The organism is Intrasporangium calvum, assembly GCF_028446585.1.
In the GTDB taxonomy this organism is placed as follows: Bacteria; Actinomycetota; Actinomycetes; order Actinomycetales; family Dermatophilaceae; genus Intrasporangium; species Intrasporangium calvum_A.
The window spans coordinates 15,493-27,851 of record NZ_JAPFQL010000026.1 but is presented as its reverse complement, the minus strand read 5'-3'; the positions used below and the strand labels follow the sequence as shown (position 1 = coordinate 27,851).

General features: G+C 70.1%; 8 protein-coding genes. 4 read left to right on the top strand and 4 right to left on the bottom strand.

Going from position 1 to position 12,359, the window contains the following annotated elements; all coding sequences use genetic code 11:
• The first annotated feature begins 74 nt into the window (after positions 1 to 74).
• The 3 genes from OO014_RS07695 to OO014_RS07685 all read left to right on the top strand — a co-directional run bounded on the left by OO014_RS07695 (position 75) and on the right by OO014_RS07685 (position 7,618).
• Positions 75 to 1,328: an ROK family transcriptional regulator gene (locus OO014_RS07695; RefSeq protein ID WP_272461709.1), complete on the top strand. Its 1,254-nt coding sequence runs from the start codon at positions 75 to 77 to the stop codon at positions 1,326 to 1,328.
• 75 nt (positions 1,329 to 1,403) lie between these two features.
• Positions 1,404 to 5,786 carry an endo-alpha-N-acetylgalactosaminidase family protein gene (locus tag OO014_RS07690; RefSeq protein WP_272461708.1) on the top strand — a complete coding sequence of 1,461 codons (4,383 nt, stop codon included), beginning with the start codon at positions 1,404 to 1,406 and terminating at the stop codon, positions 5,784 to 5,786.
• A 47-nt stretch (positions 5,787 to 5,833) separates the two neighbouring features.
• Complete coding sequence (locus tag OO014_RS07685) at positions 5,834 to 7,618, top strand: glycoside hydrolase family 35 protein (protein ID WP_272461707.1); 1,785 nt, start codon at positions 5,834 to 5,836, stop codon at positions 7,616 to 7,618.
• A gap of 2 nt (positions 7,619 to 7,620) precedes the next feature.
• Here the strand turns inward: OO014_RS07685 and OO014_RS07680 are convergent, their stop codons facing one another.
• The gene (locus tag OO014_RS07680; RefSeq protein WP_272461706.1) at positions 7,621 to 8,295 is read right to left on the bottom strand and encodes a FadR/GntR family transcriptional regulator; all 675 of its coding nucleotides are present in this window, start codon (positions 8,293 to 8,295) and stop codon (positions 7,621 to 7,623) included.
• Positions 8,296 to 8,610: 315 nt separating this feature from the next.
• On the opposite strand from OO014_RS07680, the gene OO014_RS07675 reads away from it, so the two are divergent.
• The gene (locus OO014_RS07675; protein WP_272461705.1) at positions 8,611 to 9,156 is read left to right on the top strand and encodes a hypothetical protein; all 546 of its coding nucleotides are present in this window, start codon (positions 8,611 to 8,613) and stop codon (positions 9,154 to 9,156) included.
• A 15-nt stretch (positions 9,157 to 9,171) separates the two neighbouring features.
• Here OO014_RS07675 and OO014_RS07670 read toward each other — a convergent pair whose 3' ends face one another.
• Genes OO014_RS07670 through OO014_RS07660 form a run of 3 tightly spaced genes read right to left on the bottom strand, consistent with a single transcriptional unit; the run spans position 9,172 to position 12,244 of the window.
• A complete protein-coding gene (locus tag OO014_RS07670; protein WP_272461704.1) occupies positions 9,172 to 10,041 on the bottom strand; it encodes a carbohydrate ABC transporter permease in 870 nt (289 codons plus the stop codon).
• Complete coding sequence (locus tag OO014_RS07665; protein WP_272461703.1) at positions 10,038 to 10,958, bottom strand: carbohydrate ABC transporter permease; 921 nt, start codon at positions 10,956 to 10,958, stop codon at positions 10,038 to 10,040. The genes OO014_RS07670 and OO014_RS07665 overlap by 4 nt, the downstream gene beginning before the upstream one ends.
• 11 nt (positions 10,959 to 10,969) lie before the next feature.
• Complete coding sequence (locus OO014_RS07660; protein WP_272461702.1) at positions 10,970 to 12,244, bottom strand: extracellular solute-binding protein; 1,275 nt, start codon at positions 12,242 to 12,244, stop codon at positions 10,970 to 10,972.
• Positions 12,245 to 12,359: the final 115 nt, after the last annotated feature.

Here is a 12,359-nt window from a genome sequence, read left to right as displayed (position 1 = left end):
TCAATGCCCCAATGTCATCGTCATCGGACCGGGATTCCGAGCCCCGTGGGAGGATCCGGCCAGGAGGGAGAACGATGACATCGACGAGCCACACCCCGCGCCGCCCGTCCGCAGCGGCCGGCCGGGTCGACCAGGCCCAGATGCGTGCCGCCAACATGGCCCTCATCCTCCGGCACCTGCGCGCCCACGGCGGCCGGTCGCGAGCGCGTCTGGCCGCGGAGACCGGCCTCTCCAAGGCGACGATGTCGAGCCTGATCAGCGATCTGGCCGAGCGGGGGCTGGTCCGGGAGGGCCAGCTCCACCGCGCCGGCACGGTCGGCCGCCCCGGGCTGACCGTCGAGCTCGACGGCCGACGCGTCTGCGGGCTCGGCATCGAGATCAACGTCGACTACGTCGCCCTCGCAGCGGTCGACCTCTCGGGGACCGTGATCCGGGAGTCGTCCACGCCGGTGGACGTCCCACGGCTGCCTGTCGACGCCGTCCTCGACCGCGTCGCAACTCTCGTCAACCGGATGCTCGACTCGATCCGCGAAGCCGGCCTGATCGTCGCCGGGCTGACGGTCTCCCCACCCGGAGTCATCGACTACGCAGCGGGGTCGGTGCGCTTCGCCCCGAACCTCGGCTGGCGCAACGTGCCGATCGTCGCCGAGCTGGCCGATCGGATCGGCCCGGACGTGCCACCGATCCACCTCGAGAACGACGCAAAGCTGGGCGCCGTCGCCGAGTACGCAGCCTGGGCCCCTGAGGGCGTCAGCGACCTGCTCTATCTCTCGGGCGACGTCGGCGTCGGGGCCGGCATCATCGCCGAAGGCCGGCTCATCCGCGGATGGTCCGGCTTCTCGGGCGAGGTGGGCCACCTGCCGCTCGACCCCGAGGGCCGCCAGTGCGGCTGTGGTCGCACCGGGTGCTGGGAGACCATCGTCGGCCTGTCGGCCCTGCTGCGGCTGGCAGCACCCGAGGACGACGAGGTGCAGGACCCGACGCGCCCGCTCGAGGACCGCCTGCACACCCTGCACACGCGCGCCGACGCCGGCGACGAGCGCACCCTGGCAGCCCTGCGGCAGATCACCGACGACCTCGCCCGCGGCCTGTCGGTCCTGGTGGACGTCCTCAACCCGGAGGTCATCGTCCTGGGGGGCTACTTCGCCTTCTTCGGCGACTACCTCCTCGAGCCCCTCGGCGCAGCCCTCGCCGAGCGCCGCATGGACGAGGGCAGCGGCGCGCGGCTCGTCGTCTCCCGCCTGGGCATCAGCTCCACGGCGCGAGGCGGGGCGATCGTCGCTCTCGAGGACGTCTTCGACAACCCCACGCTCATCGACACCCACTAGGGGTTGACACTCGCCTCCCTCCACTCAAATACTTCGTTCACTGTACGAATATATTTGACTGGAAGGCATCTCCTCATGCACGGATCCAGCACCACACTGTCGTGGCGGGTCGTTGCAGCTCTCGGGGCGGGCGTCGTCGGACTCGCCGGCACCGCGCTCGCACCCGCTGCACACGCCAGTCCCATCCCGGTTCCCGCGGCCCTCCACGCCGCGGCGAACACCCCGCTCGTCATCGCCTCCGGCTCCCTCGAGGCCACCCTCGACCCCCAGTTCCCCCAGGTCCTCGGCTACCGTGCCCTGCCCTCCGGGGCGACGCTCGGCGGCCAGCCGGATCCCGTCCGGTCCGTCACGATCAACGGCACCCCGCACACCGCGACGGTCACGGTGACCCCGGGAGCGAGCTCAGCAGCATACGGACTCACCTTCTCCGACCTGCCGGGCGTCGCCGTCGAGCTCACCGTCTCGGTCGAGGGCAACGTCCTCACCTGGCGCGTCACCAAGGTCACCGACTCCCCCACCGTCACGGTCGGGACCTTCGACGTCCCCGGTCTCGACCTCGTCTCCGTCGCGAGCGACCAGTCCGGAGCGAGCACCGCGTTCACGACGATCGACACCAACTCCACGCGCAACGCGGACGTCTTCGCCGCTGTCACCGCCGCGGACGTCGTCGAGTCGGCGCCCGTGGGCGCGGCCTACGGCATCGTCAACACCGCGCAGCTCGCCGCGAGCGTCGAGACGAACGGCACCTACGACAAACCGGTCGGCGGCACCCGGATGGACAACGGTCGCCTGTGGCACCAGGTCCGCGCCGGCACCGGCGGCACCAAGCGCGTCGGGATCGCCCCCGGCCAGTGGACCGTCCGCGGCGAGGGCGCCCCCGCGCAGAGCGAGCTGCCCTGGGCCAAGGTCGTCGTCACCGTGGACCGCAACGAGGACGCCAGGGTCGACTGGCAGGACGGCGCGATCGCCTTCCGCGACATCGCCTACGTGCCCGCGGGCGCCGACCAGGTCCGCGACCGCGTCGTCCAGCGCATCCCGTTCAACTTCAGCAGCCTGGCCACCCACCCCTTCCTGCGCACCCTCGACGACACGAAGCGCATCTCTGTCGCCACCGACGGACTCGGTCAGTTCGCCCTGCTCAAGGGCTACGGCGCCGAGGGCCATGACAGCGCCCACCCCGACTACGGCGGCAACTACAACGAGCGGGCCGGCGGCCTGAAGGACCTCAACACCCTCCTCGTCGAGGGGGAGAAGTGGGGCGCCGACTTCGGCGTCCACGTCAACGCGACCGAGTCCTATCCGGAGGCGCGCGCCTTCAGCGAGACCCTCGTCGACAAGAACGCCCGCGGCTGGAACTGGCTCAACCAGAGCTACTACATCAACCAGCGCCGGGACCTGAACTCCGGCGACCTGCTCCGGCGCACCCAGCAGCTGCGCGACGAGACCAAGGGCAACCTCGATGTCCTCTACTGGGACGTCTACTACGGCTTCGGCTGGATCCCCGACTCGATGAACCGGGCACTGCGCGAACAGGGTTGGCAGATGGGGTCCGAGTGGGCCTACTCCCTCGAGCGTGACAACATCTGGTCGCACTGGGCGACCGACCGCAACTACGGGGGCGTGACGAACAAGGGCGTCAACAGCACCATCGTCCGCTTCATCCGCAACACCCAGAAGGACGTGTGGAACCCACACCCCGTCCTCGGCGGCTCCACGATCGTCGAGGCCGAGGGCTGGACCGGTCACCGCGACTGGGACGCCCTGATGAGGAACGTCTGGGAGGGCCAGCTGCCGACGAAGTTCCTCCAGCACTTCGAGATCACCAAGTGGACGGATACGAAGTCCGGCTCCGACATCACCTTCGACCTCACCTTCGAGGGGGCCGTGCGCGGCACGACGACGAGCGGCACGCGCAAGCTCTTCATCGCCGACTCCACGGTGCTCGACGGCGACGCCTATCTCCTGCCCTGGGGCGAGAAGTCCCCGCTCACCCCGAGCAAGGCCTACCACTACAACAAGGCCGGCGGCCGCACCACGTGGCGCCTCACGCCCGCACTCCGTGGCGTCCCGTCCTTCACCCTCTACGAGCTCGGCGAGAGCGGCCGGACCAGGGTCGGCACCGTGACCCCGCGCAAGGGCTCGGTCACCCTCACCGCCAAGGCCGGCACGGCCTACGTCCTCTACCCGGACGCCGCGCCCGCCGCCGTCGACCCCGCCTACGGCCAGGGCACCCTCGTCGACGACCCCGGCTTCAACGCGCCGACCCTCGCCCCGTGGAACCCCACCGGCCCCGTGACCCAGCAGCGCCTCACGACCGGCGGGCAGCGCGTCGCCCAGCTCGGCTTGGGCCTCGGCTCGGGCACGGCAGCGATCTCCCAGCAGCTCACCGGCCTAACTCCGGGGCAGCGGTATGCCGCGTCGGCCTGGGTCGAGGTCGCGCCCGGCCAGTCGCGCCCCACGACCCTGTCGGTCACCGGCACGGGTGTCACGGCCGCCAACACCGTCGAGCGCTCGACCGTGGTCAACAGTGAGGCCTCCAACGAGCTGCGGACGACGAGCTTCCAGCGGGTCCGCGTCATCTTCACCGCCCCGGCCGACGGACGTGCGACGCTCCGGGTGGCCGCGGCCGACGGGACCGCTCCCGTGCGCGTCGACGACGTCCGCGTCGTCCCCACCACCGAGGCGCCGCCGACCGGCACCGTCATCGCCCAGCAGGACTTCGAGGGCGTCGACCAGGCGTGGCTGCCCTTCGTCTCCGGTCCGGCCCAGGCCGGCGGTGACGCCCGCACCCACCTCGCCCGGATCAACGCGCCGTACACGCAGGGCGGCTGGAACGGCAAGCTCGTCGACGACGTCCTCGACGGCGAGTGGTCGCTCAAGGCGCACGAGGAGGCGAGCGGCCTCGTCTACCGGACCTGGGCCGGCACCGTCCCGTTCGAGCCCGGCCGCCGCTACCGGGTGGAGTTCGACCACCAGAATGCGCAGGCCGGCGCCTACTCCTTCGTCACCGGCGTCGACCAGGTCGCGGGAGGCACGTCCAAGGCCGTCGAGCTGCGTACGACGACGTTCGGCCAGCAGCGCACGACGCAGCACTTCGCCCAGGAGATCACCACCGGGGCCTGCGGCGACCCGTTCATCGGACTGCGCCGCCACCCCGTCGGCGGCTCCCAGGCCGACTTCATCCTCGACAACCTGCGAGTCACCGACCTCGGCGCAGCGGCCGAGCCCGGCGCCTGCGCCCGGCTCGAGCTCACCGGTCCCTCCAGCGGTCTCGTCCCGGGCGAGGCCAACACCTTCACCACCGCCTTCACCAACCACGAGCGGGGCGCCGCGTCCGACGTCACCGTCACGCTGACCGCACCGGACGGCTGGACGGTCTCCCCCACGACCGCTGCCACGTTCGCCAGTGTCGCCGCCGGCGCGACGGTCAAGACGACGTGGCGGGTCGTGGTCCCGGCCACGACGGCCCCCGGCAGCTACACGCTGACGAGCTCAGCGGCATACGGCATCGACGGCGGCACGCGGACGGCACAGGCCGTGGGCAGCTTCGCCACCCTCCCGGCCGGCAAGATCCCCCAGTCGCGCCTCGCCATCGCCGGCGTCAGCGACACCGAGCCCGGCTCGGGCGACGGCTCGCCCCAGGCAGCCATCGACGGCAACGCGGCGACGATGTGGCACTCCGCATGGTCGCAGGTCAGCCCCGCAACGCCCTACCCGCACTGGATCACGCTCGACCTCGGTGAGGACTACGACGTCGACGGGTTCGACTACCAAGTGCGCGTCGGCAACGGCGCGATGAAGGACTACGAGGTCTACGTCAGCGCCGACAACAGCACCTGGGGCGACCCGGTCGCCAAGGGCGCGTTCACGAGCACGGCCGACGTCCAGCACCTCGAGTTCGCCGCCAAGCGGGGACGTTACGTCAAGCTCGTCGGGCTGAGCTCCATCAACGGCGCCGTCTTCGGCGGGGCGAGCGAGCTCAACGTCTGGGGCGCGCGAGTCAACGAGGCCCCGACCGCGCTGCCCAAGGCCGGCATGACCATCCACTCCTTCGACTCGCAGGAGCTCGAGGGTGAGGACGGGCGCGCCAGCAACGCCATCGACGACGACCCGTCGACGATCTGGCACACCGAGTGGCTGGCGCAGGTCACCGACTACCCGCACCACATCGCGGTCGACCTCGGCGCGAGCCACGAGCTCACTGCCGTCTCCGTCCAGGGCCGCCCGACCGGCAGCAACGGCCGGATCAAGGACTACGAGGTCTACGTCTCGACCGACGGCACCGCGTGGGGCCAGCCGGCGGCGACCGGAGTCTTCACCGAGACGACGGCGCCGCAGCTCGTGCGCTTCGCCCAGCCGACGACGGCCCGCTACGTCAAGGTCGTCGGGCTCAACGCGATCAACGGCCAACCCTTCGCCGCGATCGCCGAGCTCCAGTTCTTCGTCCCGACCCCGTGACGTAGCGCCTCTCCCCCTCACCGCACCCCATCGCCGACAGGAACCTCGTGACGACCAGCACCGCTCCCCGCCTCACCGTGGCGGACGGAACCTTCCTCCGGGACGGCCGCCCCCACCAGATCATCAGCGGGGCGATCCACTACTTCCGAGTCCACCCGGACCTCTGGGAGGACCGGTTGCGGCGGTTGGCCGCCATGGGGCTCAACACGGTCGAGACGTATGTCGCGTGGAACTTCCACGAGCGTCGTCGCGGTGAGGTGGACTTCACGGGGCCGCGCGACCTGGCGCGGTTCGTCCGGCTGGCCGGTGACGTCGGGCTCGACGTCATCGTCCGGCCGGGCCCGTACATCTGCGCCGAGTGGGACTTCGGCGGGCTGCCCGCGTGGCTCATGAAGGGCGAGGCGATGGCGCTGCGCACGAGCGCCCCTCGCTTCCTCGAGGCGCTCGATGCGTGGTTCGACGCGGTGTGCCCGGTGCTCGTGCCCCTGCTGTCCACTCACGGCGGGCCGGTCGTGGCCGTCCAGGTGGAGAACGAGTACGGCTCCTTCGGCGACGACGCAGCCTACCTCTCGCACTGCCGGGCTGCACTGGTGGACAGGGGGATCGACGTCCTCCTGCTGACGTCCGACGGGCCCGGACCGGACTGGCTCGCCTCGGGGACCATCCCCGGGGTGCTGGCGACGGTGAACTTCGGGTCGCGGGTGGCCGAGGGCTTCGGCGAGCTGCGCAAGGTCCAGCCGGAGGGCCCGGACATGTGCATGGAGTTCTGGAACGGCTGGTTCGACCACTGGGGCGAGGGCCACCACGTCCGCGACGCCGACGACGCCGCCGGGGTGCTCGAGGAGATGCTCCGCGCCGGGGCCAGCGTCAACTTCTACATGGCCCACGGCGGCACGAACTTCGGCCTGTGGAACGGCGCGAACTTCGCCGACGGCACGCTCCAGCCGACCGTGACCAGCTATGACTACGACGCCCCCATCGGGGAGGCGGGCGAGCTGAGGGCGAAGTTCCACGCCTACCGAGAGGTCATCAGGAGGTATGCCGCTGAGCCCGCTCCAGACGTCCCTGACCTCCCGGCCCGGCTGGCTCCACAGACGGCTTCCATGGAGGGCTGGGTCGCGCTGCTCGACTCGCTCGACACGTTCGATGCACCGCGGCGGGCACCGCTGCCGCTGCCGATGGAGGCGCTCGACCAGGACCACGGCCTCGTCCTCTACCGGGGCGCCGCCCTCGTGCCACCGGACGGACGGGAGCTGGTGCTCGAGGGGCTGGCCGACCGAGCGACCGTGCTCGTCGACGGGTCGGTGCTCGGGGTGCTCGACCGCAATGACTCGGCACCGCACGCGCTGCCGTTGGTGCCGCGGGCGGACGGTCGTGCCAGCCGGATCGACGTGCTCGTCGAGAACCAGGGCCGGATCAACTTCGGGCCGGCGATCGGCGAGCGCAAGGGGGTCTCAGGGGTCCGCATCGCACACCGGTTCGTGCACGGCTGGGAGTCGGTCGCGATCCGGCTCGACGATGACGGGGTGACCGACCGGCTCTCCTTCGGGGTCGCCGCGGCGTCGGCCGGGCCGGTCTTCGGGCGGGCGGTGCTCGAGGTCGAGGCGGCAGCTGACGGGTTCCTGGCCCTGCCCGGCTGGGGCAAGGGGTTCGTCTGGCTCAACGGCGTGCTCCTGGGCCGCTACTGGGAGGTCGGGCCGCAGGTGACCCTCTACGCCCCGGCGCCGCTGTGGCGGTCGGGGGCGAACGAGGTCGTCGTGCTCGAGCTGGAGCACGCCGGGTCGCTCGTCGAGCTGCGGGACGCCCCGGACCTCGGGCGCCCCACGGCCTGACGTCAGGACAGGGCTTCGCGCAGCCAGAGCTCGATCCCCGCGATGTGGATCGTCGACCAGGACTGGGCGACGTCGGGCTGGCGTGCCTCGATCGCGTCGACGATGGCACGGTGCTCGGCCATGGTGCGCTCGACCGCGTTGGTCTGCGTCAGGCCGCGCCAGACCCGCGCCCACTGCGTCGGGGCGCTCAGGCTGTCGAGGAGCGACCCGATCACCGGGTTGCCGGAGCCGTGGGCGATCTTGCGGTGGAACTCCAGGTCCGTCGCGACGAGATCGTCGACGCTCGGCGCCGCGTCCAGCGTCCGCAGGTGCTCGCGCAGGTCGGCGATGTCGGCCTCACTCATCCGGGTCGCCGCCATGGCCGTCGCCGCCGGCTCCAGGATGCGCCGCACCTCGACGAACTGCAGCACCGTGTCGTCGCGGTGCAGGTCGACGACGAACTCCATGGCCCCCATGAGCAGGGACGGCTCGAGGCTCGTCACGTAGGTGCCGTCGCCCTGCCGCACGTCGAGCACGTGGATGAGCGAGAGGGCCTTGACCGCCTCCCTGAGGCTGTTGCGAGACAAGCCGAGCCGCTCCGCGAGATCCGCCTCGCGCGGCAGCCGGTCACCCGGGCCCAGGTCCCCCGAGACGATCATGTCCTTGATCTTCATGATCGCCTCGTCGGTGACGGCCATCGTGGGTTCCCTTTCGGTGGGTGCTCGCCTCAGGATAAGTCGGGGTCTGAGGGCGCGGTCCCCGGGAGCGAGCCCCGCGGCGGAGCAGACCTCCGATGGATGGAGGAATGGGGGTGTGATCGGGACTGCTCGTGGAGGTCGAACCAGTGGCCGCCTGCGGCAACAACATCCGATCTTCGAGGGCACCTTTGTCCCCGAACGTCCCCTGTTGGGGGAGCTGCGTTCTCCGCCTACAGCGACAGAGGTGGGATGCCTCAGCCACTTTTGAGACACCCCAAGGCCCCACCGGCAGGTCGTTCACGTTTGAATGAGGCAGTGACCCGACTCGGAGCCAGCACCTCCCCCCTCCACCTCCTCGGGCTGCCCGCGTCCTCCGCGGACCCGTTCGCCGACGCCATGGCGACACCGCCGCCCCTCGTCGCCTTCCTCATCGCCCTGACGCTGATCACGGCCGTGGCGGTCACGGCCTTCGTCCTCGTGCTCACCGTCTCGGCCCTCGTCGTCACCGTGGCCACGGCCGTCTTCGGCACCGTCGTCAGCCTGCGCGCCATCGCCATGGTGGCCCGCGCGGTGCTCGTCGGCACCGCAGTGGCGACCGCCGTCGCCACGGTCACGGCCGTGACGGCCGTCGTCGTGCCGCTCGGGCTCGGTTTCGCGACCGCCGTCGCGCTCAGCGTGCGCATCGCGGCCCGGCCGAGCCGGGACCCCGTCCCCGTGCCACGCCCCGCCGTTCCTGCGACCGCAGCGCGCCCCGAGCCGGCCGCCGCACCCCCCGTCGGAGCGTCCTCCGCGCCTACCGCCGTGGCTGCCCAGCCGGCCCCGCCCCGGGAGCCCGAGCAGGCCGTCCCGGACGCCGCCTGACGCCCGCCCTGCGGACTACTTGACGCTGCCGGCGGTGAGGCCGCCGACGAGATGCTTCTCGATGACGGCGAAGAGGATGACAACCGGCACGACCGCGATGACGGAGGCCGCGAAGAGCTGGTCCCAGTGCTGCTCGTAGCCGGTGACGTAGGCCCGCATCCCGACGGTGAGCGGCTTGCGGTCGTCGTCGATCATCAGCGTCAGGGCGACGACGTACTCGTTCCACGCCGCGATGAAGGTGAAGATCGTGGCCGTCACGAGGCCCGGGAGCGTCAGCGGCAACATCACCCGCCGCAGCACCTGGAAGCGCGTCGCCCCATCGAGGGCGGCCGCCTCCTCGACCTCGAGCGGGATCGACGCGAAGAAGCCGTGCAGGATCCAGATCGCGAAGGCGAGGTTGAACGCCGCGTTGGTGATGATGAGCGCCCCGTAGGTGTTGACCATGTTGAGCTCGAAGAACTGGCGGTAGAGCCCGACGACCAGGGCGGTCGGCGCGAACATCTGCGTCACCAGGACGAGAAGCAGGAAGAGGCCGCGGCCGGGGAAGCGGTGCCGGGCCGTCATGAAGGCCGCCGGGATGGCGACGAGCACGACGATGACGGTGGAGCCGCTCGCCACGATGAGGGAGGTCTTCAACCAGTTGAGGAACCGCTCGTCGCCGAGCACCTGGGCATAGGTGTCCCACTGCCAGACGCGCGGCAGGATCGACGGCGGCGTGGACTTGACGTCGCTGCTCGTCCGCAGGGAGTCGAGCACCATGACCAGGTAGGGCGCGAGGAAGGCGAACGCGACGAGGGCACCACCCAGACCCATCAGGGCGCGCTTGCGCCGCCGGGAGGAGGGGCCGTATGCCGCTGGGCCGGCTTGCGCTGCACCTGTCGTCATCGACTCGTCTCCTCTCGCCAGTTGATGATCTTGAGGTAGATGAGGACCACCGCGAGGATGAGCAGGACGTTGAAGATCCCCGCTGCCGCGGACATGCCGACGTCCTTCTCCTGGCTCTTGAAGGCCAGCTTGTACATGAAGGTGATCGTCGTGTCGTGGAGGTAGCCGGGGTTCCGGTCGTTGAGGGTGTAGATGATCGGGAAGCTGTTGAAGACGTAGATGACGTTGAGCACCGTGGCGATCATCAGGGCGGGCCGCAGCAGCGGCAGGACGATGCTCCGGTAGCGCTGCCGCGGTCTCGCGCCGTCGACCGTCGCGGCCTCGAGGACGTCGTCGGGGATCGCGTTGAGCCCGGCGATGAAGACGAAGATCGTGAAGGGCAACGAGACGAAGACGCCGACGACGACCATCGAGAACATCGTCCAGCTGTCGTCGCCGAGGAAGTCGATCGGCGCGTCGATGACCCCTGCGCCGAGCAGCAGGTGGTTGACGATCCCGTAGTTGTAGTCGTAGAGGAGCACGAAGAGCTGGCTCGTGATGATGAGGCTCGCGGCCCACGGGACGATGACCGCCCAGCGGACGTAGCGGCGGCCCGGGAACTGCTTGACGAGGAACTGGGCGAGGGCGAGCCCGAGCACGATCGTGACCGCGACGACCGCGACGACCCAGATCAGCGTGTTGACGAGGACGGTGCCGAGCGAAGGGTGATCGAGGACCTTGGCGTAGTTCTCCCAGCCGGCGTCGCCGCGGCGCAGCCCGGTGATGGAGAACTCGCTCCGGGAGGCGTCGAACAGCTTGATGGCCGGATAGAGCACGACGCCGAGGATGAGCAGGAGCGCCGGTGCGAGCCAGAGCAGCGCGACGAGCGGGTGGACCGAGCCCACCCGCCCGCCGCGCAGCTTCCGTGCGGGTGCCAACGGCCCGTCGCTCAGCTCGCCGACTCGGCGGTCTGCTGCAGCTCGTCGAGGACCGCCTTGGGGTCACCGGTCAGCGCCCGGCCGAGGTTCTGCTGGACCGCCAGCTTGACGCGGTCCCACGTCGGGTCGTCGGTCGGCGTCAGCTGGGCGTTGGGCAGGGTGTCGAGGTAGACCTTGAGCTTCTCGTCGCCGCGGAACTCCTCGATGCCACTCTGGGTCACCGGCAGGAAGCCCTCGGACTTGATCCAGGTGTTGATCTGGTCCTTCTGGTAGTACAGCTCGTAGAAGGCCTTGACCGCGGCCTGGTTGCTGTTGCCCGGCTTCTTGAACGCCATGAGGTAGTCGGTGACGCCGAAGGTCTTGCTCTCGGAGCCGTCGTTCGTCGGGAACGGCGCGACGGCGTACTTGACCTTGCCGTCCTCGTCGAGGGCGGCGGCGAGCGGGCTGAAGCCGATGATCATGCCGGCCTTGCCCGACTTGAACAGGTCGAACGCGTCAGCGCGGTTGGTCCGCGCCGGGTTGTTCTGGGTCAGCTTCTCGTCGGTGAGCTTCTTGAGGAAGGTCAGGGTCTCGACGTTCTGCGCCGAGTTGATCGTCCACTTGCCCTGGTCCTTCCAGGTGCCGCCGTTGTTGAACAGCCACATGGAGAACTCGCCCTGGGCCTCCTCCGGGCCCAGCGGGAGGGCGTAGCCGACGTTGCCGTCGCCGAGCGCGCTGATCTTGCGTGCCGCATCCTCCAGCTCGGCCCACGTCTTCGGCGGGCTCGCGACGCCGGCCTCCTTGAACAGGTCCGTGTTGTAGAAGAAGGCGCGCGCCGAGCTGAGGTCGGGGAAGCCGTAGAACTTGCCGTCGTAGGTGCCGTACTTGACGAAGGTGGGCAGGATGTCGCTCTTGACGCTCGCGGGGAGCACCTCGTCGGAGTTGTAGAGCAGCCCGTCCTTGGCGTAGCTCGCGTAGGCGTTGAGGTTGAGGATGTCCGGCGCCTGGTTGTTCTGGATCATCGTCGAGCTCTGCTGGTCCAGGTTGTCCCAGCTGATGATCTGGACCTCGAGCGTGTAGCCCGTCTTGTCCTTGTAGGTCTTGGCGAAGGCGTCCCAGAACGCCTTGGTGTTGTCCTTGGAGTACTCGGCGGCCACGAGCTTGATCGTCTTCGCCTCGCCCCCGGCGCCGCCTTGGGTGCCGCCGTCCCCTGCGTTGCCGGCGCCGGTCCCTCCACCGCATGCGGCGAGCACGATGGCGGCCACCGCCATCCCGGCGATCATGCCTGACGTCTTCATCGACCTCATGTCACTCCTTGCTTCGGTGCCGGCTCCCTGCGGGCGCACCGCCCCTGCCGGCCGCTGACATCGCCCAACCTAGGCCGCATGGTGACCGAGTTCAAGAGCGGTTTTGCGCGACGAC